Source organism: Streptomyces sp. P1-3 (assembly GCF_050613155.1).
Taxonomy (GTDB): Bacteria; Actinomycetota; Actinomycetes; order Streptomycetales; family Streptomycetaceae; genus Streptomyces.
In genome coordinates this window covers 4,449,981-4,472,412 of the sequence record NZ_CP192512.1, presented here as the reverse complement: position 1 = coordinate 4,472,412, position 22,432 = coordinate 4,449,981, and the positions used below count along the sequence as shown (strand labels likewise).

Genomic DNA, 22,432 nt, shown 5'->3' with positions numbered 1-22,432 from the left:
GGTCAGTCGCTCCAGCCGGGTCGGGAATACGTCTGCACGGCTATGTCGAAATACCGCTTTCCCTCACTCTTCTGCTCCACGGGAGCGGAGACCCAGACGTCGTGCATCTGATTCCCCTGGTCCCAGCTGAGTTCGTACGTCTGCCGCGAACCGCCGTCGTCGGCGGCGCCGTTCCAGATGAACGCCCACAGCGCGGCGGGGACCCCGTGGTGCTCGGTCTCGATGACCTGGGCCTTGCGGTAACCCGGGTAGTTCTGCGGGCCCTTGGCGTCCGCCTCCTGGGTGAGTACGAGTGGGCCCTTGGGGTTCTTCGGCTGAGGGTGGATCCCGATACGGAACTCCCTGCCCGGCGAGTAGTAGTAGACGCGCGGCCCCTCGACCGAGCGGCTGAACTCGTCGGGAACGGCGATCTGGAAGCCGAGCGGATCGGTCTGCAGGGTGTAGCCGCTCGGGAGCTTCGTCCGCCTGGTCGGCTTGGGCTTGCTGGTCGGCCCGCCCGACGGCGAGGCCGACGCCTTGTGGGTGCTCTGCCCGCTCGTACGCGTGCCGGGACCACCGAGGTCGGACGAGTCGCCGTCGCGCCCGATGAGCAGCGTGGCGATTCCGGCGCCCACGCCCACCAGGACGACGACGGCGACGGCGGTGAGCAGGGCGACGCGGGTGGAGGAAGGCCGCTTCCCGGCGCGCTTGGGCACCGTGGCCGGGGCGGGGGCCGCGGAACCGGAGGCGGCCGGGGCGGGGGACGGCTCGGCGCCCGAAGCCGGCACGGCGGGAACCGGGCCCGGCACGAGGGGCTGCGGAGGCGTGTCCGGCACGAGCGGCTGCGGGGGCGTGTCCGGCACGTTGTACTGCGTCGGGGTGTAGTGGACGGGCATCTCCGGGGTGTCCCCGGTGATCTGGTACGCCCGCAGCAGCCGCTCCGTCGCGTCCGCGTCCAGCCGCCGCTCCCAGTCCCGCTCCAGCAGCCCCTGGACGACGGGCAGCAGCGGGCCCGCGGCGGCGGGCGGCCGGATCTCGTCGAAGGCCACGGCGTGCAGCACACCGGCCAGCGAGTCTCGGTGGAACGGGGACTCCCCGCTGACCAGCGCGCACAGCAGCACGCCCAGCGACCACAGGTCGGACTCCGGGCCGGTGCGGCGGCCCGCCATCCGCTCGGGCGCGGTGTACTCGGGCGAGCCGACGAAGGACCCGCTGTCGGTGATCGTCGTGACGCCCGACACCTGCGCGATGCCGAAGTCGGTCAGCACCACCCGGCCGGTGCCCGCCTCCATCAGCACGTTGGCGGGCTTGATGTCCCGGTGCAGCACTCCGCGGGCGTGCGCCACCCGCAGGGCGTCCACCAGCGCGGTCACGATCCGCGCGGCCTCCCGCGGCCCCACCGGGCCCTCGGCGGCCAGCCGGTCGGCCAGCGAACGCCCGTCGACCAGCTCCATGACGATCCACGGGTGCCCGTCCTGCTCCACGACGTCGTGCAGGACGATCACATTGGGATGCTTGATCTGCGCGACCGTACGGGCCTCGCGCAAGGTGCGCTCCCGCCGCAGCTGCACGTCCAGCCCCGACAGCCCGTCGTCGGCCGGGTGCAGCTCCTTGACCGCGACCTCGCGGCCCAGCAGGTCGTCGACGGCCCGCCAGACCGTGCCCATACCGCCGCGTCCGAGCCGCGAGACCAGCCGATAGCGGCCCGCGAGCAGCCCACCGCCCTCGCCCCCGTATCTACCCATGGCCATCATCTTGCCGCACGGAGAAGATGATCATCTGACCGGACCGGTGCGCTCCGCCGGGCGCTGCGGCGCTCTGGCGGGCTACTTGGAAGTAGCTCGAAGACGCCTTCCGGACGATGTCGGAAGATGTCAGACCCGCCTCTTACGCTCGCTCCATGAGCACACCGACCCCGCCTCTTACGCTCGCCCCATGAGGACGCCGACCCCGCATCTCACGCCCGGCCAGCGCCGCGCCCGGCTCGGCCGCCGGCACCTGCTGGCGCCGCCGCACCGGGCCCGGACCGTCGAGGAGGTGGCCGACGCCCTGGCCGGGTTGCACGCCACCGACCCCGCGACCGTCTATCTGGCCGCGTGCGCACGACTCGCGGTGCCCGATGCCGGCTCGGTGGATCAGGCACTGTACGAGGACGTGTCGCTGGTGAAGCTGCTGAGCATGCGGCGCACGCTGTTCGCGGTGACGACGGGCTTCGCCCCGTACGTCGGCGCCTCCACGGCCCGCGCTATCGCCGTCAAGGAGCGGGCCACGGTGCTGAAGCACCTGCGCGAGGGCGTGGACGGCGAGGGCCCGGGCTGGGACGAACACCGTCTGGTCGAGACAGAGGTGGCGGTGCTGGCGGCGCTGGCCGAGCGCGGCCAGGCGACGACCACCGAGCTGTCGAAGGACGTACCGGCACTGCGCGAGCAGATCACGATGTCGCGCGGCAAGCCGTACGAGTCCAGGCAGAGCGTCGGCAGCCGGCTGCTGCGGCTGCTCGCCTCGGACGGCCACGTCCGGCGCTGCCGCCCGCGCGGCGGCTGGACCAGCAGTCTGTACCCCTGGGCGCCGGCTCCGGCGTTGCCCGATGTGCCGGTACGGGAGGCCAAGGCGGAGGTGGCCAGGCGCTGGCTGGCCGGGTACGGACCGGCGACCGAGGCGGACCTGAAGTGGTGGACCGGCTGGACGCTCACCGACGTCCGCAAGGCGCTGGCCGACGTCGGCGCGGAGGACGTGACCCTCGACGAAGGGCCCGGCTTCGTCGTCCCCGGCGACACCGAGCCGGACCCCGAGCCGGAGCCGTGGGCGGCGCTGCTGCCGGGCCTGGACCCGACGGCCATGGGCTGGCGCGGCCGCGACTGGTATCTGGACCCCGAGCACACCCCCGCCCTGTTCGACCGCGCCGGGAACATCGGCCCCACGGTGTGGTGGGGCGGCCGCGTCATCGGCGGCTGGGCACAGCGTGCGGACGGCGAGTTGGTGTGGCGGCTGCTGGCGGACGCGGGCCGGGAGGCGCGGACCGCCGTCGAGGCGGAGGCGGAGCGGCTGCGCGGATGGCTCGGGGAGGTGCGGGTCACGCCCCGGTTCCGTACGCCGCTGGAGCGGGAGTTGTCCGGATAACTCCCGGACAGCCGGCCGAGCGGCGTGCGGGCACTCGCGCAACGCCGAGCGACGCGCGGGCACTCGCGCAACGCGAAGACCCCCGCCGGTTGGGCGGGGGTCTTCCGTGGGGGGTGGGTACGAGCCCGGTCAGCCCTTGGCCTTCCAGGTACGGGAGTCCGTCAGCAGCTTGCGCAGCGCCGGGTCCAGCACCGCCTTCGTACCGTCCTTCGCCTTGGCGGTGACGGTGTGCTCCCGGCCGTCCGCCGGGACGCCGAGCGACTTGGGCGTGATCGCCACCTTGCCCCTGGCGGCGGTGACCTCCTTGCCGTCCACGTACCACCGCAGCGTGGCGGTGGCCGGGATGCCGACCGTCAGGCGCGTGCTCCGGGTGAGCACGGTCTTCGTGGAGGTGTCGCTGCTGACCACGCTCGCGTGGCGGTAGAAGCCCGCGATCATCGCCTCACGGCCGGGCAGGTTGAACTCCTTGCCCAGGGTCCGCATGATCGAGTTCTCGGTGGGCCGGTTGAGGCCCTTGGGGTAGTAGCCGCCGCCCTCGTAGGCGCCGACCGTGCCGCCGTCGGGCGAGGTCTGGTCCAGCCAGCGGTACCACTTCTTCTGCTGCGCCCTGATCTCGTCGGCGCTGAGCGTGCTGGTGTTGATGTCCGCGGGCTCCGGGCCGGAGTACGTGCCGTACTCCGGGTAGAAGTACTCGTCGGCGAGCTTGCCGAACGAGTGACCGGTCTCGTGGACCGCGACCTGGTCGGAGTCCGGGTGGTCGGAGGAGGCCGTGGCCACCCCGTCGTAACCCGGCCCGGACGTCACGTCGTTGTAGCCCGCGCCGCCGTACTTGGCGGAGTTCGACAGCACGATGACCAGGTCGGCGTCGGGCGCCTTGACCGCGTAGGACTCCACCTTGGCGGTGTCCACGCACAGCAGCCGCTCCAGGCCGTCGCACCAGAAGTACGACTTCAGGGCGGTGTCCTTGACGACGTCCTTGCCCGGGTCGCCGGAGACCCCGGACTCCTTGGAGACGGCGTCCACGGTCCAGACGTTGAACAGGTCCTTGTACGAGGCGTACGGCTCGACCTCGGCGATCTCCGACCACTTGGTGCGGACGTCGGCGTGGAAGTCCTCCTGCTGGCTGTCCGTGTAGCCGTCGCCGACGAAGACGACGTCGACCTTGTCGGCGGTCGGGCCCTTGTCGACCACCGAGGACACCGCGCCGTCGCCGGCGGCCTCGGCGGAGGTCAGCGCGCGGTCGGAGCGGGTGAGCCGGTCGGGGGCGGTGGCGGGCACCTTGGCGTGGCGGGGATGGCCGCCGGGGCCGCTGAAGTACTCCACCTCCACCTCCGGTTCCGTCCCGGCCGCCGGGGCGGAGGCGGAGGAGGACGTCGTGTCGGTCGCGGTGGCGGTGGCCGTCACGGCGGCGGTCAGTACGACGCCGGCCAGGGCGGCGGCACGTACCGGGATGCGTATGCGTCGTCTGCGGGGGGTTCTGCGCACGTGGGGACTCCCGAAGTCAGCTGCGTAAGCAGCGAGTTAAGCGGGGTTACGCCGATGGTTTAACGTGCGCTCAACTTAGAGCGTCGGCGTGGGGCCCGGCAATGGTGGTGCGGAAGTCGATGTGGAAGCGGGTGATTTTCCTCCCGCACGCGGGTTACAGCGGGCCGACCACGCCGCGCGGCTCACCTGCGCCTGATAGCGCGGGTCACCTGCGCCTGATACGGCTTACGCGTCACGCGCCAGGCTCAGCAGCCGGTCCAGGACCCGGCGGCCGCCCGCGCGCACCCCGTCGTGCTCGAACTCGTCCGTCACCCAGGTGCGCAGGCCCCGGATGGCGCGGGCGGTGCTCAGCGAGTGGGCCGTGTCCACGAACAGGTCGTCGTGGTAGACGGCGGCGGCCACGGGCACCGCGTTGCGGGCCAGCCGCTCCGCGTCGTACAGGGGCTCCCATCCGGTGCGCTCGGCCATGAGTTCGGCGGTGCGGCGCAGCGGGCGCAGCGCCGCGTGGGTCTCCAGCATCCAGGGGTGCACGCTCTCGCCGGTGAACAGCACGGGGTCCGGCCCGTCGAGGGCGCGCGCCGGGTCGAACGCCGGGAACTCGGCGCGGACGCGGTGCGCCGACCAGGCGGTGGCCCGCCCGTCCTGGGCGTAGATGGACTCGTGGAGCAGGGTGTACAGCGGGCAGCCGGCGCGCGAGAGCAGGCCGGCGACCTGCTCGGTGAACGCGTCGCTCAACCGCGGCCCTTCGGGGGTGGCGGCGAAGGCGTCCTCCAGCAGATAGTGCAGCCGGTGCGAGCCGTCGCCGGACCCGAGCAGGATGCCGAGCTGCTGGAACGATTCGGCAGTGAGCAGCGACCCGTCGGGCAGCACCTCATCGTGCTCGGCGAGGTGCGCCACGATCCGCCGCGCAGCGTCCGCGTCGCCCGGATAACGCCCGTAATGTGCCAGTGTCTTGCGTTCCATGCGGGGATATGCCGCGCGGTAGACGGCGTCGGCGTCCGCGTCGAGCCCGGGCAGACCGCCGGTGATCAGCGCCGCCGCCAGCCCCTCCGGGGCGTGGCTGAGATAGCTGACGGTGCAGAAGCCGCCGAAGCTCTGGCCGAGCACGGTCCACGGCGCGCCGCCGGTCAGCCGCGGCCGGATCAGCTCGCAGTCCGCCACGATCGCGTCGGCGCGGAAGTGCGCGAGGTAGTCCGCCTGCTGCTCCGGGGTGCCGCGCAGCGGCAGCGTCTGCCGGTTGGCCGGGGTCGACCGGCCGGTGCCGCGCTGGTCCAGCAGCAGGACGCGGTACTCCTCCAGCGCCCGGTCCAGCCAGCCCGACCGGCCGACGGGCCGGTCGGCGCCGAAGCCCGGCCCACCCTGGAGGTACAGCAGCCAGGGCAGCTCCGGCCGCGCCCGCCCGTCGGCACCGGTCTTGTCCGTGGCGACGATTTCCCGTGCGTACAGCCTGATCTGTTCGCCGTCCGGGGCCTTATGGTCGAGTGGTACCTCGAAATGGTGGTCGGTGAGGACGAGTCCCGGCTGACGGACGGTGGTCGAGGGAAACGAACCGGACACCATCGTCTGCGGCATCTTTCAATCCTCACGTAAATGGAGTTGACTCGCCGCTTAACTTACCGCTGAAGGATGGGGGAGCACATGGCGGACAGCGTCACCGAGGAGGTACGGGCCGGCGGGTCGGAGGCGATAGGCCGGCGGGTGTTCCGGATGCGCACCCGCAACGGGCTCACCCAGCGGCAGCTCGCCGAGCCCGCCTACACCGCGGCGTACATCTCCACCCTGGAGGCGGGCAGGGTGCGCCCCTCGGAAGCGGCGCTCCGCCATCTCGCGGTACGGCTGGGCGTCAGCTACGAGGAGCTGGCCACCGGCCGCTCCCCGCGGGAGGCCACCGAGCTGCGGGCCGGGCTGACCGACGCCCGCAGCGCCCTGAGCACCGGCGCGGCCGAGGTCGCCGCGGAGCGGTTCACCGCGCTGCGCGCCGAGGCGGAGCGGCTGGAACTGGCCGCGGAGCAGGCGGCCGCGCTGCTCGGGCTCGGCGACTGCGCGCTGGAGACCGGGGACCTGACCCGCGCCCGCGACCACTTCCAGGCCGCGGAAGCGCTGCTGGCCGACGCGCCGCTGCCGCAGCGCGTGCCGGCCGTCCGCGGCCGCGCCGTGGCCCATCTGCTCGCCGGCGAGCTGCGCTACTCCTGCTATCTGCTGGAACGCACCATCGACGAGCTCAACGCCTCCGGGCTGCACGACCCGGACGCCCTGCTGCTGCTCTACACCGCCTCGATCGCGCCGTACATGGACATGGGCGCGCACGCCCGCGCCGCACATGCCGCCGAACTGGCCCTCGCGCTGGCGCCCCGCGTCGAGAACCCGGAGCTGATCGCGGGAATGCACCGGGGCGTGGCCCGCACGCTCATCGCCGAAGGGCGCATCGCCGACGCGGACGCCTCGCTCGCCAAGGCCCAGGAGCTGTACCAGCAACTGCGGATACGCACGGATCTGGCCCACTGCCACTGGATGCGCGGTTACGTGCACGCGCAGGACGGCGACCTGGAACGGGCGGAGAGCGAACTGCGCACGGCCCGCGACATGCTGGCGTCCAAGCGGGCCGCGCTGTTCACCGTGCAGGTGGAGGTGGAGCTGGCGGACGTGCTGCGCAGGCGCGGACGGACGGCGGAGGCGGAGGCGCTGCTGCTGCCGCTGCTGACCCCGGCGGGCCCGGAGGAACGGCCGGACGGGTCGCGTGGTGAGCCGGAGGGCCCTTCCAGTGAGCGGGAGGGCCCGTCCAGGGTGCCGGAGAGCCCGTGCGGCGAGCCGGGTGGCGGGCTGTCCGCCGAACGCGGCGCCGTGCACGCGGGCGGCGCGCACCGGCTGCTCGGTCTGATCGCCGAGGAGCGCGGCGACACCGAGGCCGCCGAGGAGCACTACTGCGCCGCGCTGTCCCTGCTGGAGCGCACCGGGGCGGCGGGCGACCTGGCCGACCTGTGCCGGCTGCTGGGCGATCTGCTGCGCCGCGAGGGGCGCGTGGAGGCGGCGATGGACGCGTACCGCACGGGGCTGGGGCACCGGGCGGCGCCGGGCACCACGACACTGGGCCCGGCACCGACCGAGCCGCCGCTGTAGACGGCCGTACCGACGGCTGTCAACGGCCGTGTCGGCGGCGACGTTGGGTCGGTCCTGTCCGGTTGGTCGGGCCGGACAGGACCGATGGATCGCGGCGCCGCAGGTCCCCTCCTCCGCGGCGTCGCGACGAGTTCCGCCGCTGGCCGGTCTCTCCCCCCGCGGGAGGCCGGTCAGCGGCTGGTCTCGTACGGCGCGAGGAGCGTGCTCCAGCCTCGCCGCAAGTCTTCGTACTCGTCCTCGCACAGTTCGGCGCGTTCCTTGGTCAGCCGCTCGCCGTCCGCGAGTGAGCGGTGCCGGTCCGGCGCCGAACCGTACACGTAGCAGTAGTAGTTGGCCGCGCGGGCGGCGTCCGGGAGGTGCTCGTCCGCGAAGTCGATGTCCGCCGGGTCGGTCTGCCCGGCGTACAGCAGGTAGTTGTCGGCGGCGGCCAGCACCGCGGCGCGGCCCGCCTTGCCCTGGGGAATCAGGTGGTACGCGGCGAACTGGTCGGCCACGTCCTCCTCACGTCCGACGAACGGCAGGTCGAGCCGGTCGATCAGGGCGTGAGCGACCTCGTGGTAGAGGGTCTCGGTGACCACCCCGGCGGTCTTGTCCTCGATCGCGACGGCGCCGGCGCCGGCTTCACCGGCCGCGTCCGCGTCGCGGTCTCCCTCCGCGTCCGCCGCATCGTCCTCGAACAGCTCGCGGACCTCGTCGACGAACTCGTAGCAGAGCTCGACGCGCCGCTCCTCGGGGTCGTACGCGACGTCGGAGTCCCCGCACGTCCGGCCCTCGATGCCGATCTTCGCCCGCAGCTTCAGCCGCTTGTTGAGCCGCTCGGCGACCCGCTCCGGGAGCCGCCGCTGCCGCAGGAAGTCACGTGCCCACGCCTGGTCGTCGCTCTTGGCGGGCTGGTACGACGTCCACAGGCCGCCGCGTGTGGGGGGCGCGGCGGCCTGTGACGCTGTGCTGCACCCCGCTATCAGCCCGGTAACGGCGCCTGTGGCCGTCAGGGCGGCCACGGTGCGCAGGTGAGCGCGGTGGCACAGGGTGGTGCGGGCGGGAATCCGGTCGGGCCCCGCGGGGTGGTGCAGCATGAGGAGCACTCTGCCGTGTCCACGTCGGCCGCGGAATCCACCGCTGGTCTCTGCTTACCCCCGCCGATCGGAGGGGGTGATCCCGCCCACTGGACGGAGCTGGGCCCTCCACTTCTTCGCATCGTTGCGGCACTCTTGGAACGACCGTTGGCCAAAACACATCCACGCTGTCAGCGTGGTCAGCGGGGAAGGAAGAGGGAGCAGCTGGTGATCCGTGTCGCTGTGGTGGACGACGAGCAGCTCGTCAGGTCCGGACTCCGGCTGATCCTCGGAACGGCCCCGGACATCGAGGTGGTCGCCGACTGCTCCGGCGGCGAGGCGGTGGACACGGTGGTGCGCGTCGGCGCCGATGTCGTCCTGCTGGACATCCGGATGCCGGACGTGGACGGCCTGACCGTACTGCGGCGGCTGCGGGAGACCCCGCGCCCGCCGGCCGTGGCGATGCTGACGACGTTCGACGCGCAGGAGTACCTGGCCGCCGCGCTGCGCGAGGGTGCCGCCGGGTTCCTGCTCAAGGACACCGAGCCCGAGCAGCTGGTGCGGGCCGTGCGCACCCTCGCGGAGGGCGGCAGCGTCCTGGACCCCGGCGTCACGCGCGCCGTGATAGGCGGCTTCCTCGCCGCGGAGGCCGAGGCGACCGCCGCCGCTGCGGTACGGGCGCTGACCCCGCGCGAGCGCGAGGTGCTGGCACTGCTCGGCGAAGGGCTGGCCAATCCGCAGATCGCGGAGCGCATGGGGCTCGCCGCCAGCACGGTGAAGGACCATGTGCGGGCCGTGCTCGGCAAGCTCGGCGGACTCAACCGCGTGCAGGCGGCGATCGTCGCCGACCGCGCGGGCCTCGTCGCGGGCCTGCCGCAGACGGGCGGCCCGCGATGAGCGCCCCCGAACGTCCCCCGATGAACGCGACCGGGCGGCAGCCCGTGAACCCCGCCGAGCGGCAGCAGCCCCTGAACGCCGCCGAGCGGCCGCCGGTTCCCGCCGCGGGCGGGACATCCGAGAGCGGCCCGCCGGGGCAGCCCGTGACGAACGCACCGGGCGGCCGCGAGGCGGGCGTCCCGAGTGGCCGCGAGGCAGGCGTCCCGGGCGCCCCCGAGGCGGGCATCTCCGCGCACCCCGCCGGAGGCGTCCCCGCCGGGATGACGACGGACGCCACCGACAGGGACGAGGCGGCCGCCGCCGGGCAGCAGGCCTCAGCGGACGCCCCGGCACCGTTTCCGGCGAACGCCCCGGCCCGGCTGCCGGCGGATCCCCCGGCCCGGTTTCCGGCGGACGCGCCGGCTCAGCCCGCGGTGAGCGCCTCCGGTCGGCCCGCCGACCGCGAGTCCGGTCGGCCCGCGCACCGCGCCCCCGGCCGGGGGCGCCGCTTGGCGTCCCTCTGGAGGGCCCTGTGGGTGCGGCCCTGGGCCCGCCTGGTCATCCCCGTCCTCCTCGCCACCGCCGACGCGTTCCTGGTCAACGGCGTGACGTTCGGCCTCGAGCTGAACGTCTCCCTGATCGCGGCCGGGGCGCTGCTGCTGCGCACCCGCCTCCCCTTCACCGTCTTCCTCGCGACGCTCCCGGGGATCCTCATCGGCTACGTGTGGTTCGCGCCCATGATCGCGATCTACACGGTCGCGGTCCGCAGGGACAACAGGCGGCTCCTCGCGGTGTGCGTGCCACTGCTGGCCGCCGCGCACTTCATCCCGTGGCCGGTCTCCGACTTCGAGCCGACGGCATACCGCGAGAACGCCCTCGTCCTCATCGACGCCTTCGTGACCTCCATCGGGCCCATCGCGCTCGGCCTGCTGGTGCGCACCCGCCGCGAGCTGGCGGCCCGCCTCGACGAGCTGACCCGCAGCCGCCGGCACGCGGACCGGCTGCTCGCCGAGCAGGTCGTGGGCACCGAGCGGGCCCGGCTGGCCCGGGAGATGCACGACGTCGTCGCGCACCAGGTGAGCCTGATCAGCCTGCAGGCGGGGGCCGTGCAGATCAGCACCGCCGACCCCCGGGCACGCGAGGGGGCGCGCACCATCCGCGATCTGTCCGTACGCACCCTGGAGGAGCTGCGCCACATGGTCGGCATCCTGCGGACGGAGGGCGGCGACGCGAAGGACCTCACCCCGCAGCCGCGGCTGGCCGACCTGCCGCGGCTACTGGAGGTGAGCGCGCTGGACGTCGAGTACGAGGCCGACTACGCGGAGCAGCCCACCGGCCGGACGGGACGGCCCGAGGCGGTGGAGCGGGCGGCCTTCCGGACCGTGCAGGAGGCTCTGACCAACGTCCGCAAGCACGCCCCGGGCGCCCTGGTGCGGGTGCGGGTAAGCGACCGGGACCCGGCCTGCGACCGGCTGCGGGTGGAAGTGCGCAACGGCCCCCGGGACGCGGGCGCGGCGGCGCCGGAGCTGCCGGGCGGCGGACACGGGCTGGTGGGACTGCGGGAGCGCGCCCGGCTGCTGGGCGGCACGTTCGACGCGTACCGGACGGACGACGGCGGGTTCGTGGTCAGGGCGGAGTTCCCGCAGCACGCGTGACCGGCCGCGCCGCGCGGCCCCCGCGCCCGCCGGACCAGGTCCGGGCCGAACCCCGGCTGAAGCGATGACGCGGTCAGCCGATGACACGGTCAGCCGATCGCTGAAACGATTATGCGGCGGTGGCCGTCGTCGCGGCGGCCAGGTCCGGGTACACCTCGAAGAGCCTCCGCACGCCGAGCGCCGCGAGCACCCGGTTCACATGCGACCCGTCCCGCGCGTCCTGCGGCGGCAGGATCAGCCGCAGCTGCCCGGAGCAGGAGCGCATCAGCCGCCGGGCGGCTATGAGCACCCCCACCCCGCTGGAGTCGCAGAACCGGACCTCGGAGAGGTCGAGCACCACGGCGTGACGGCCCTCGGCCACGGCGTCGTGCACGTGCTGCCGGACCGCCGGCGAGGTCACCAGGTCCATCTCGCCGGACACCCGCAGCACGACCCAGTCCCCCCGCTCGGCCTGCATCACCTTCAACGTCACGCGTCGATGCCCTTCGCTCGCCCGCCAACTCACCCGCCAACCGGAATCAGGCGTTCCCGGTGCGGCTGCCCGCCCTCTCCCCCGTGAAACACGCCCCCGGAACGACCCTAAGCCCCGACACAGCGTCCCGCCGATGGATTCCTGCGTAAAGTGACGGGCCCAATACCATCCGCAGCGCCACGATCGGGGCACATTGCCCGGAACGTGCGCATGACGTCAGTCGTTCGCACTACATTCGATGCGAGTCCGGGCACAGTTGCTGGAGACTGCCGCCCTCCCGACGACAGGTAGACGACAGGCATGGGGGCCGTATGGCGCAGGACGCATCTCCCCGCTGGGACCGCAAGATGCAGCAGCGCCTGGCGCGGGGCGAGGCCGCCGCGCTCGGCGAGCTGTACGACCGCTTCGCGTCGCTCGTCCACCACCTGGCCTTCCGCATCCTGGACGACGAGCGGGCGGCCGACCGCGTCACCCGCGAGGTCTTCGGCTACATCTGGGAGAACCCGGACACCTACGACCCCAAGCACGGCTCGCTGCGCTCCTGGGTCGCCACGCTCAGCCACCGCCAGGCGGTCCACCGGCTCCGGGAGAGCGAGGCCGCGTTGATAGCGGAAGGCGACCGGGCCACCGAGGAGGAGGTGGAGGCGAAGATCCGCGACGCCTCGGCCGCCGCCCGGGCCGACTACATCGTCACCTCCATGCCCGCCCCACTGCGCGCCGCCCTCGAACTGGCCTACTTCCACCGCCGCGACTACCGCCAGGCGGCGGCCACGCTCGGCGTCACGGAGGACGAGGCGCGCCGCCGCCTCAGGCTCGGCCTCCAGCTGCTCTCCACGGCGAACATCCACAGCCCGCACGCGGCGTCCCCGCCCGGCTACGGACGGGCGCTGTGAGCGGCGCGCGCGGGGCCGCCGGGCCGCAGACGAGCTGCCCAGTGGGCGCAGATGCGGGCACCTCCCAGCCGTCAGGGCTCGGGGAGAAGGAGGAGGCCCCGTGAGCGGGCCGGGCGGACCTGACCGCTACGAGGGCTTCGACCATGACGAGTTCGAGGACGACAGCGGCGACAGCGGCGACAGCGGCGGCCGCGCGGACGGGGCGGGCAGCACGGACGGCACCGACGGCGTCGGCGGCACCGGCGGCGCGGGAGGGGCGGGAAGCCCGGCGGGCCCGCGCCCGGAAGCCGCCGGCCCGCCGCGGATACCGCCACCGCGCCCGCCCGCCGAGGACGGCACGCACTGGCGGGGCCCCACCGGAACACCCAGCGGTGCGGACGACCGGCGCGAGCCGTCCGCCGACCAGCGCCGCCCCGCCGTGCCGCGGACGCCCTCACCGCAGACGCCCGTACCGCGGACCCCGCCGGTGACCGCCGGGCAGCGGCCGTCGCCGACCGGGCCGGCCGCGCGGCCCCCGGCGGCCCCGCCCCCGCACACCGTCCTGAAGTCGCTGCTCGGCGCCTGGGCCCTCGCCGCGTGCTCCGGCGAGGAGACCGCCGCCGTCGAGGCGCACCTCAACGACTGCGTACCGTGCGCGGAAGAGGCACTGCGGCTGCGCGACGCGGTCGGGCTGCTGCACCACGAGGACAGCCTGGATCTCGACCCGCGCCTGCGCACCCGGGTCCTCGCGGGCTGTCTGGACCGCCGCCCGGCCCGTGTCCCGGTTCCCGAGTGGGCCTCCGCCTACGACGCCGAGGCGGCCCGGCTGGACGCGCTGCTACGGGACATGGGCGGCGCGGAGTGGCGCGCCCCGGTCCGGCTGAGGTGGTTCGACGGCGAGCGGCTGGTCGGCCGCGACACCACCGTCCACGGGGTCATCGGGCATCTGATGGCCGTGGACGGCCTCCTCGCGGCCTCCCTCGGGCTGCCCGACCCGCTCGGCGCCGGCGCGCCCCTGTCCCCGGAGCGACGCACGGAGGCGTTCTGGCACACGGAGCCGGACGGCCCGCCCATCGAGCCCGCCGAGCCGGACGCGGCGCCCGGCGGACCGGGCGGCGGTCCGGGCAGCCGACCGGACGGCGGCCGCGGCGGCCCCCAGGGACACGGCATCTTCGGCCGCGGCATCGCGGCCGGGGTGCCCAGCGCGTACGGTTCCGGCGCCCCACCCGGGGCCATCCGCGAGGTGTGGCGCGAGCAGGCCCATTCCCTGGTGCGTACCGTGTCCTTCGCGGGCCGCGGCACCGCCGACCTCCCCGTGCCGTACGGCGGCTTCGACCTGCCGGTGCACGACGCCTTCCTGGACCGTGCCTTCGCGTGCTGGGTGCACGCGGGGGACATCGCGGACGCCGTCGACTATCCGTACAAGCCGCCGTCGGCCGACCATCTGCACCACATGATCGACCTGTGCGCGCGCCTGCTACCCGACGCTCTCGCCCAGCGCCGCCGCTCCGGGCTCGCGGGGCCGCCCCGGAGGCTGGGGGCCGCGGGCGCCCTGGGTCGCTCCCTCCGCCTGGAGGTCGAGGGCAACGGCGGCGGCCACTGGTTCATCGCGCTGGACTCGCCCGGCGCGCTGGCCGGGCCGGACGGGGAAGTGGCGCACATCGCCCTGGACCGCGACGCGTTCTACCAGCTGGCGGCCGGGCACGTGCCGCCGCTGGACGCGGCGGCGGGCCAGGTCGGGGACCCGGAGGCGATCCGCGACGTGCTCTTCGCGACGGCGTCCCTGTCCCGGCTGTAGGGCGCCGGGGCCGGGGCGCGGCCCAAGGCCAGGGGGGCCGGGGCGCGGCCCGAGGTCAGGAGAAGATCACCGTCCGGTTCCCGTTGAGCAGGACCCGCCGCTCGCTGTGCCACTTCACCGCCCGCGCCAGCGCCTGGCACTCCACGTCGCGGCCGACCGCCACCAGCTGGTCCGGGGTGACCTCGTGGCCCACCCGCTCGACCTCCTGCTCGATGATCGGCCCCTCGTCCAGGTCCGCCGTCACGTAGTGGGCGGTCGCGCCGATCAGCTTCACACCCCGCGCGTGCGCCTGGTGGTACGGCTTGGCGCCCTTGAAGCTGGGCAGGAAGGAGTGGTGGATGTTGATGATCCGCCCGGACAGCTCCTTGCACAGCGCGTCCGAGAGCACCTGCATGTAGCGGGCGAGCACCACCAGCTCCACGCCTTCGGCGCGCACCAGCTCCAGCAGCCGCGCCTCGGCCTCGGCCTTGGTGTCCTTGGTCACCGGGATGTGGTGGAACGGCACCCCGTAGGAGCCCACCAGCTCCTCGAAGTCGGTGTGGTTCGACACGACCGCGGCGATCTCGACCGGCAGCGCACCGATCCGGGCCCGGAAGAGCAGATCGTTGAGGCAGTGCCCGAACTTGGACACCATCAGCACGATCCGCATCTTCTCGTCGGCCCGGTGGATCTGCCAGTCCATCTGGAAGGACTCGCCCACGGCGGCGAAGCTGGCCCGCAGGCTCTCCACCCGTACCGGCGCCTCCGCCGTGAAGTGCACCCGCATGAAGAACAGGCCCGTGTCGCGGTCGCCGAACTGCTGGCTGTCCACAATGTTGCAGCCGGTCATGAAGAGGTAACTCGACACGGCGTGCACGATGCCCTGCTTGTCGGGGCAGGACAGCGTGAGGATGTACTGGTCAGGGGCGGCAGGTCGCGACTCGCTCATAGCCCAATAGCGTCCCACACCGACGCCGGCCCCCAGGCACCACAGCCCTCGGCGCCGTGCCCCTCAGCCCCCGCCGGTCATCAGCCGCCGCCGGTCATCATCGCGAGGACGTGCAGCGGGTGCGGCGGCACATCCGGGTTCTCGCCGTCGTTCGCCGCCAGCCGCACGTGGGCGTCCCGCGCCGCCCGCACGGCTTCCGGCCACCCGTGGTGTTCCAGATAGGCCGAGACCGGCGCGTCCGCACCCACCTGGTGCATGATCCGCAGCACGCGCAGCACGGCCACGTCGACCAGCGAGGCCTCCTGGGAGTCACGGAAGATCGTCCCGACGTATTTCTCGGCGGACCAGTTGTCCAGCCAGGTGTCCTCGACCAGCCGGTAGACGGCGTCGGTGACGTCTCCGTATCCGTCCTGGCCCGCCAGCCAGCACTCCTGCTGGAAGACCGGGTCGGAGAGCATGTGCAGCGCCGATCGCACGTTGCTGCGCCAGCGCCACCACGGCATGTCATTGAGCGGCATGGCGCCCATGGTGGTCGAGCGGCGGCCGCGACGGGAAGAGTTCTCCGAACCTTGCACGGTGCCCGATCGTACGTTCTTCACACTCCGGCCGAGAGCGACCCCCGCAATTCACCTTCATGACACCATCCGTTGATCCGACAGAACGCACACGTTCCGAGGGGGACGCCAGGCTCCCGCCATGACCGGAAGGCGACGCCCCTCCTCTCGTCCGTTCCGCACTGCCGTCCTGGCCATGTGCACGGCGGTCAGCGCGTCCCTGCTCGCCGGCTGCGGCGCGATCCCGTTCGCGGCCGGGGACTCCGGAGACGGCCCGATCGTCGTGATGACCTGGGCGCCGGAAGGCACCGAAGCGACCAACATGCCCGGTATGCCCGCCATGGCGCAGGCGTACGCGCGCTGGGTCAACGACAGCGGCGGCATCCACGGCCGCGAACTCAAGGTCATCACCTGCAACGAACGCAACGACACGGTGCAGGCCGCGCGCTGCGCCCGCGAGGCCGCCGACGCCAAGGCCGTCGCCGTGGTCGGCTCCTACAGCCAGTACGGCCGCTCCTTCATGGCGCCGCTGGAGGTCGCGGGCATCCCCTACATCGGCGGGTACGGGGTCTCCGCGCAGGAGTTCAACAGCCCGATCTCGTACCCCGTCAACGGCGGCCAGGCCTCGCTGCTGGCGGGCAACGGGCGCCAGCTCGCCGCCGTCTGCAAGCGCGTCTCCCTCGTCCGCCCCGACACCATCGCGGGCGACGAGCTGCCCAAGCTCCTCGACGCGGGGCTGGCGGCCGGCCGGCGCGGCCCCGCCACCGACGTCCGGGCCCCCGAGGACGCCTCGGACTACACCCGGCAGGTGCAGCGCGCCCTGGACGGGGTGGGCGCCGACCCGCACCTGTACGGCACCGCCCAGTACGGCACCGAGCTCGACCAGTCGTCGTGCGTCACCGCCGCGCTCGGCAAGCGGACGAACACGTTCTTCGACTCCTTCCGCCGCGTCCAGGAGGAAAAGCCCAGGGTGCGGATCGCGTCGGTCCTGGGCAGTGTCCGGCAGTCCCTCGTGGACAGCACCGGCGGCAGCGAGAGCGCGCTGGAGGGCGCGTATGCCACCGCCTGGTACCCGGCGGCGGACGACGCGCGCTGGGGCCCCATGTACCGCGTCATCAACCGGTACGCCTTCGACGACGACCGCATCGACCCGGCCGACCCCGGCACACAAACGACCTGGATCGCCTACACCGCGCTGCGGTCCGTCCTGAAGTCGCTCGACAAGGACGGCATCAGCGCCCGCTCGGTCCGCAAGGCGCTCAACCGCGGCCACGAGGTCGACACCGGCGGCCTGACGCCGACGCTGCGCTGGCGCTTCACCGACCTGCTCGCGGTACCCGGCTACCCCCGGATCGTGAACGCCAACGTCACGTACCAGGTGGTCCGCGACGGACGGCTGGTGGCGGTCCGCGACGGCTTCGTCGACGTCACCCAGACGCTGGAAGACCACACGGGCGAGGGCTGACGCGGCGCTTTGGCCCGCGCGGAACGGGCCCCCACGACTCACATCGGGCCGTCGGGTCCGCGCAGGGCCCCGGACCGTCACCGGGCCCCGGGGCCCCCGAGGCCGGTCGTGGTCAGAGCTGCTCCGGACGGCGCTCCGTCAGGCCGTACCGCTTCGCGATCGGGTTCCACAGCGCCGCGGCCTTCTGCTTCGCCGCCGTCGCCCGGCCGCTCGCCTCCTCGGCGGCGGCCGTCTGGCCCGTGCGGCGCGCCCTGCCCTTGTGGCAGCCCTTCTTGCCGCGGACCTGGTCCGCCCACGCCGCGTAATGGTTGTCCGCCGACGCCGACGACTTCCACGCCGTGTTCAGGGCCTGGGTCAGCTGGGCGTGGTTGGGCAGCTTGTCCACGGAGATCCCGGCCAGCCGGGTCACCAGGGCGTTGCGCTGGCCCGCGGCCGCCCGCAGATCCGTCGCGGCCTTGGTCAGGTCCTTGCAGACCCTGGTGTTCACGACCGCGCTGATGACCGACGCGCGGCTGTTGTTACTGTCCGCGAGCAGCGTGTCCAGCGCCTTCGCCTGCTCCTTGACCGGGTCGGCGGTCGGCGAGGCGCTGGCCTCCGGACTCTCGCCGGGCGTCGCGCTCGCGCCGGTGTGCTTCTTGTCGCCGTCGCCTTCCTCGTCCCCGCCGAGGCTGAGCGCGGCACCCGCCGCCAGCCCGGCGACGGCGCAGGCCGCGACGACGATGCCGATCACCACGCCGCGGGAGGCGCGGCGCCGGGGCGCACCGCCGTCGTCGCCGTACCGGCTCGCGGCGTACCCGGCCGGCGGCTCCATACGGTCGTCGAACACCGGCAGCTGCTGGGTGGAGTCCGCCGGTTCGGCACCGGGCCCGGGTGCGGCGCCGTCGGCCCGGAACAGGCCGTCGAACTCCGCGGGCGGCTGCCGGTCCTCCGGGCGGCCGGGGCGGATCGCGTACGGGGCGCCGGACGGCCGGGTCGGCTGGCGCCCGTCGGCGGCCCCGCCGGACGCCGGGATCGGGCCGGGCAGTACCTGGGTCTCCTCGGCCGCGCCAGGGGCGGCGCCCTGCTGCGGCGGCAGCGGACCGGCCTGAGCCTGAGCGGCAGCGGCCTCCTGCGGGCGGATTCTGCGCAGTACGGTCGTGGACTCCGCGGGCGACTCGGCGTGCGGACCACCCGGGGTGCGCTCGGGCGGCAGCGGGGTGGAGCCGGTCTGCGGTGCGCCCGTGGCGGCCGGGGCGGGGGCTCCCTCGGGGGGCAGCGGCACGGCCCCGGCCTGGGGTCTGCCGACCGGGGATATGAACTGGGTCGCCTCGGCGTCGGGCGCGGCCGCGCCCGGAGCCGGGGGCGGGGTGTCGGCGGTGACGGGGCGCAGCACCGTGGTCTCCTCGCCGGGCCGCGGCGCGGGGGGCGCCTGCCGCTGCGGCGGGTGCGGTTCGAGCCGCGGCAACGGATGACCTGTCTGGCCCGGCTGACCGACCTGGCCCGGCTGCTGACCATCCGAGGCGGCCTGACCGGCCTGGCCCGGTGCGCCCGGCTGCTGGTGCGGCGGCAGTGACTGGCCCTGCTGCTGCCCGTACGGAACGGGTGGCTGGGGCTGCTCCTGCCCGTACGGCTGCCCGCCGGGCTGCTGGGACGGCGCCTGCTGCCCGTACGCCCCGGGCTGCTGCCCGTACGGCGCGGGCTGCTGCCCGTACGCGGCGGGCTGCTCCCCGTACGGGGCGGGCTGCTCCCCGTACGGGGCGGGCTGCTCCCCGTACGCGGACTGGCCGTGCGTCTGCTGCCCGTACGCCTGCTGTCCGTAGTCCGCCTGCTGTCCGTAGTCCGGCTGCGGTGCGTAGCCCGGCGGCTGCTGAGGAGCGGGGGCAGACGGCTGCTGCTGCCCCTGCGGGCCCCAGGGGGCACCCCACGGCTGGCCGCCGGCCGGAGCCGCCTGCTGCTGCTCCTGGGCCCACTGGTCGCCGTGAGCGGGCAGCACGACGCCCTCATGCGCGGGCGGGACCGCAGGGGGCTGCGGCTCATTTCCCTGTCCGCTCTGCGTCACCGGGACTCCTATAGCTAATGCGGAACTGCGGAACTTACGGAATCGTCGGCTCACGCTACCGGGTCCCCACGCCGCGCAGCGCCGGGGTGACCGGCCTGCCCCATTCCCGCGGCTTTCCGCGATTGAGGGGCTTCGCCCCCGGCCCCGGCCCCGGTTGGCGGCCGCGGCACCACCGCCCAGCGCCCCACGCCGGGAGGCGACAGCGGGCTCCGGGCGCATGCGCCCGGGCCCGGGGCTCCCCTGGCAGAAGGCCACCCCTGACCGAGGCCGCGAAGGCCGCGCGCCCCGCACGCGCTGAGCGCCACGTACGCACCGGTGGGGGCTTCCGCGTCCGGTGGTGCGGAAGCCCCCACTGCTACTGCACGGCCCCTCGTCACTACTGCACGGCCCCTCGCCGGGAGGCGCCTACGCCGCGTACACCTCCACGCGGGCCCCGAACTCGCGTACCACCGGCTCGTCCCGGAACGGCTCCAGCCGCTGCCGGAAGTCGTCCAGATACTCCGCGCCGCGGTTCGAGCGCAGCTGCCCCAGCAGTTCCACCGCACGCGTCCCGGCGTGGCACGCCTGCTCCACGTCCCGCTGCTGGACATGGGCCGTGGCCAGCAGCAGCAAGCCGATCGCCCGCCGTCGTGCCCGGCCCTCCGCGAGCCCGTCCAGCGCCTCCTGCGCGCGTCGCCGCGCGGGCTCGGGCTGCCCCAGGTCGCGGTGGCAGTGGGCCAGTTCGTCGGCCAGGTACGCCTGGTCGAAATGGCGGATCCACGCCGGGTCGTCGCCGGAGTCCGCGGCGGCCTCGGCCCGCTCCAGCGCGCCCAGCGCACGGCCCGCCGCCATCTGGCACGCGCGAGCGTCCCCCATCAGCGCGTGGCCGCGCGCCTCCGCCGCCAGGAACATCGCCTCCGCGCGCGGTGTCACATGCCCGCGCGCCCCTTCCTGCGCGGCCTTGGCGAGCTGCGCGATCTCCCGCGGGTTGCCCAGCTGGGCGGCGAGATGGCTCATGCTAGCGGCCAGCACATAGCCGCCGTACCCGCGGTCCCCGGCGGCCTGGGCCAGCCGCAGCGCCTGGATGTAGTAGCGCTGCGCGAGACCCGCCTGGCCGGTGTCCACCGCCATGTATCCGGCCAACTCGGTCAACCGGGCGACGGCGGCGAAGAGTTCGCGGCCGACCGACTCCCGGTACGAACCGGCGAGCAGACCGGAGACCACACTGTTCAGATAGTGGACGACGACCGGCCGCACATGCCCGCTGCCGTACCGGTGGTCCAGTTCCACGATGGCCTCGGTCGTGGCCTGGACCGCCGCCACGTCCGACAGCCCCACCCGCGCCCCCGCCGACCGCGCCACCTGCGCGTCCGGGCCGGTGATCAGCCAGTCGCGGCTCGGCTCCACCAGCGCGGAGGCCGCCACCGTCGTCCCGCTCAGGAAGTCGCGGCGGCCGACGTCGCTGCGCCACAGCTCGCAGACCTGCTCGATGGCGCCCAGCACGGTGGGCGAGAACTGCATGCCCACCCCCGAGGCGAGGTTCTTGCCGTTGGCCATCCCGATCTCGTCGATCGTGACCGTACGGCCGAGCTTGCGGCCGAGCGCCTCGGCGATGATGCCCGGGGCGCGTCCCCGGGGCTGCTGGCCGCGCAGCCAGCGGGCCACCGAGGTCTTGTCGTAGCGCAGATCGAGGCCGTGCTCGGCCCCGCACATGTTCACGCGGCGTGCGAGACCGGCGTTGGAGCAGCCGGCTTCCTGAATGAGCGCCTGCAGCCTCTCGTTCGGCTGCCGCGCCACAAGCGGCCTAGCGGCCATGGCTCTACCCCCTGCGACTGCTGTGCGTTCGGGATGAACGCCGTCCCTGGTGATCACTGCCCAGCGGAAACTGCCCAGCGGAAATGCGGAGAATGCAAGACTTGCCCGCGTTCACCCGCATCGTGCACGTGGTTCGACCGGCACCATGCGTACGGGCTCGCCCCGCACCCTGCATGCGAGTTCGCCCCGCACTATGCATACGGGTTCGCCCCACACCATGCATACGGGTTCGCCCCGTACCGCGCTCATACGGTTCCGACCCGCGTCATACATCCGGGTTCGACCCCGCGTCGCGCATGCCGTCAGGACGGGGGAAGCCCGAAGGCCGCCCAGGGTTCGCAGCGCGGCCGGAGGGCAACTGAACTCCCGTCACGCAATGTGGCTACCCGCTCACCCTGCCGCAGCCGCCCGCGCGCCCCCAAAGATGCACCCGTGCGCCCCGCGTGACCTGACGATGCTCCCCGTCCGACTCGCCCCGCGACCGTAACCCTTGCTGGCACGGCGAGTTGAGTTGAACGTGGAAGAGAGCATCGACGTCACCCGAACCCCGCAGATCCCCAAGCAGCGCGGCGACCTGCTGCTCGACGCCGCGGCGCGCTACGCCGAGGAACGGCACTGGGACGTGTCCCCCGGCACCTGGCTGGAACCCGGCGCGGGCATGGAGCGCTGCTCCTGCGGGGCCGCCGACTGCCCGTCCCCCGGCGCGCATCCAGCCCACGACGACTGGGCGGGCCAGGCGACGGGCAGCGCGGTCGTGGCCCGCCGGATCTGGGGCAAGACCCCCCGCGCGTCGATCCTGCTGCCCACCGGCCGCTCCTTCGACGCCCTCGACGTACCCGAGACCGCGGGCTTCCTGGCGCTGGCGCGCATGGAGCGGATGAACATCGAGCTCGGGCCGATCACCTGCACCCCGGACCGCCGGATGCACTTCTTCGTGCTGCCGGGCGCGGCGGTGAAGGCCCCCGACATGGTGCGCAAGCTCGGCTGGGCACCGGCCTCGGTCGACCTGGTGCCGCACGGCGAAGGGGACTATGTGCTGGCGCCGCCGACCAGGGTCGGCTCGCGCGGCTCCGTCCAGTGGGCCCGCCGCCCGACCGTCAGCAACCGCTGGCTCCCGGACGCCGAGGAGTTGGTCAGCGCGCTGGCGTACGCGTGCGGCCGAGAGTCGGCGGCCTCCCGGGGCCGCTGACGCGGCCGCGAAGCCGCAGGCTCAGCCGCCCCGAT

17 protein-coding genes are annotated in these 22,432 nt (G+C 73.9%); 8 read left to right on the top strand and 9 right to left on the bottom strand.

Annotated features, from left to right (window positions below):
• Nucleotides 1–2: 2 nt before the first annotated feature.
• Complete coding sequence (locus ACQUSR_RS19350) at nucleotides 3–1,724, bottom strand: serine/threonine-protein kinase (RefSeq protein WP_431043831.1); 1,722 nt, start codon at nucleotides 1,722–1,724, stop codon at nucleotides 3–5.
• A gap of 190 nt (nucleotides 1,725–1,914) precedes the next feature.
• On the opposite strand from ACQUSR_RS19350, the gene ACQUSR_RS19345 reads away from it, so the two are divergent.
• A complete protein-coding gene (locus ACQUSR_RS19345; protein ID WP_431043830.1) occupies nucleotides 1,915–3,099 on the top strand; it encodes a winged helix DNA-binding domain-containing protein in 1,185 nt (394 codons plus the stop codon).
• A gap of 129 nt (nucleotides 3,100–3,228) precedes the next feature.
• On the opposite strand, the gene ACQUSR_RS19340 is transcribed toward ACQUSR_RS19345, so the two are convergent.
• Nucleotides 3,229–4,584 carry a M64 family metallopeptidase gene (locus ACQUSR_RS19340; protein WP_431043829.1) on the bottom strand — a complete coding sequence of 452 codons (1,356 nt, stop codon included), beginning with the start codon at nucleotides 4,582–4,584 and terminating at the stop codon, nucleotides 3,229–3,231.
• 225 nt (nucleotides 4,585–4,809) lie between these two features.
• Complete coding sequence (locus ACQUSR_RS19335) at nucleotides 4,810–6,156, bottom strand: alpha/beta fold hydrolase (RefSeq protein WP_431043828.1); 1,347 nt, start codon at nucleotides 6,154–6,156, stop codon at nucleotides 4,810–4,812.
• A 66-nt stretch (nucleotides 6,157–6,222) separates the two neighbouring features.
• On the opposite strand from ACQUSR_RS19335, the gene ACQUSR_RS19330 reads away from it, so the two are divergent.
• On the top strand, nucleotides 6,223–7,701 hold the full coding sequence (locus ACQUSR_RS19330; RefSeq protein ID WP_431043827.1) for a tetratricopeptide repeat protein: 1,479 nt from the start codon (nucleotides 6,223–6,225) through the stop codon (nucleotides 7,699–7,701).
• Nucleotides 7,702–7,871: 170 nt separating this feature from the next.
• Here the strand turns inward: ACQUSR_RS19330 and ACQUSR_RS19325 are convergent, their stop codons facing one another.
• Nucleotides 7,872–8,777, bottom strand: coding sequence for a DUF4344 domain-containing metallopeptidase (locus ACQUSR_RS19325; RefSeq protein WP_431043825.1), 906 nt, complete (start codon nucleotides 8,775–8,777; stop codon nucleotides 7,872–7,874).
• Between the two features lie 207 nt (nucleotides 8,778–8,984).
• Here ACQUSR_RS19325 and ACQUSR_RS19320 point away from each other — a divergent pair, with 207 nt between their 5' ends.
• Both ACQUSR_RS19320 and ACQUSR_RS19315 read left to right on the top strand, forming a co-directional pair.
• The gene (locus ACQUSR_RS19320; protein WP_431043824.1) at nucleotides 8,985–9,653 is read left to right on the top strand and encodes a response regulator; all 669 of its coding nucleotides are present in this window, start codon (nucleotides 8,985–8,987) and stop codon (nucleotides 9,651–9,653) included.
• Between the two features lie 260 nt (nucleotides 9,654–9,913).
• The gene (locus ACQUSR_RS19315) at nucleotides 9,914–11,287 is read left to right on the top strand and encodes a sensor histidine kinase (protein ID WP_431047693.1); all 1,374 of its coding nucleotides are present in this window, start codon (nucleotides 9,914–9,916) and stop codon (nucleotides 11,285–11,287) included.
• 109 nt (nucleotides 11,288–11,396) lie between these two features.
• Here ACQUSR_RS19315 and ACQUSR_RS19310 read toward each other — a convergent pair whose 3' ends face one another.
• Nucleotides 11,397–11,744, bottom strand: coding sequence for an STAS domain-containing protein (locus tag ACQUSR_RS19310; RefSeq protein WP_431047691.1), 348 nt, complete (start codon nucleotides 11,742–11,744; stop codon nucleotides 11,397–11,399).
• 326 nt (nucleotides 11,745–12,070) lie between these two features.
• Here ACQUSR_RS19310 and ACQUSR_RS19305 point away from each other — a divergent pair, with 326 nt between their 5' ends.
• Entirely contained in the window at nucleotides 12,071–12,652 is a 582-nt protein-coding gene (locus ACQUSR_RS19305) for a sigma-70 family RNA polymerase sigma factor (RefSeq protein ID WP_431043823.1), read from the top strand.
• 100 nt (nucleotides 12,653–12,752) lie between these two features.
• On the top strand, nucleotides 12,753–14,429 hold the full coding sequence (locus ACQUSR_RS19300) for a zf-HC2 domain-containing protein (RefSeq protein WP_431043822.1): 1,677 nt from the start codon (nucleotides 12,753–12,755) through the stop codon (nucleotides 14,427–14,429).
• Nucleotides 14,430–14,484: 55 nt separating this feature from the next.
• Here the strand turns inward: ACQUSR_RS19300 and purU are convergent, their stop codons facing one another.
• Together purU and ACQUSR_RS19290 are read right to left on the bottom strand one after the other, a co-directional pair.
• Entirely contained in the window at nucleotides 14,485–15,357 is an 873-nt protein-coding gene (gene purU / locus ACQUSR_RS19295; protein ID WP_431043821.1) for a formyltetrahydrofolate deformylase, read from the bottom strand.
• Between the two features lie 80 nt (nucleotides 15,358–15,437).
• Nucleotides 15,438–15,884, bottom strand: coding sequence for an SCO4402 family protein (locus ACQUSR_RS19290; protein ID WP_431047689.1), 447 nt, complete (start codon nucleotides 15,882–15,884; stop codon nucleotides 15,438–15,440).
• A 169-nt stretch (nucleotides 15,885–16,053) separates the two neighbouring features.
• Between ACQUSR_RS19290 and ACQUSR_RS19285 the strand changes: the two genes are divergently transcribed.
• On the top strand, nucleotides 16,054–17,376 hold the full coding sequence (locus ACQUSR_RS19285; protein WP_431043820.1) for an ABC transporter substrate-binding protein: 1,323 nt from the start codon (nucleotides 16,054–16,056) through the stop codon (nucleotides 17,374–17,376).
• Nucleotides 17,377–17,488: 112 nt separating this feature from the next.
• On the opposite strand, the gene ACQUSR_RS19280 is transcribed toward ACQUSR_RS19285, so the two are convergent.
• Together ACQUSR_RS19280 and ACQUSR_RS19275 are read right to left on the bottom strand one after the other, a co-directional pair.
• Nucleotides 17,489–19,414 (bottom strand): hypothetical protein, encoded by a 1,926-nt coding sequence (locus tag ACQUSR_RS19280; protein WP_431043819.1) that lies wholly within the window; start codon nucleotides 19,412–19,414, stop codon nucleotides 17,489–17,491.
• Between the two features lie 405 nt (nucleotides 19,415–19,819).
• Entirely contained in the window at nucleotides 19,820–21,208 is a 1,389-nt protein-coding gene (locus ACQUSR_RS19275; RefSeq protein ID WP_431043818.1) for a transcriptional regulator, read from the bottom strand.
• 511 nt (nucleotides 21,209–21,719) lie between these two features.
• Here ACQUSR_RS19275 and ACQUSR_RS19270 point away from each other — a divergent pair.
• Nucleotides 21,720–22,397 (top strand): bifunctional DNA primase/polymerase, encoded by a 678-nt coding sequence (locus ACQUSR_RS19270; protein WP_431043817.1) that lies wholly within the window; start codon nucleotides 21,720–21,722, stop codon nucleotides 22,395–22,397.
• Nucleotides 22,398–22,432 lie beyond the last annotated feature (35 nt).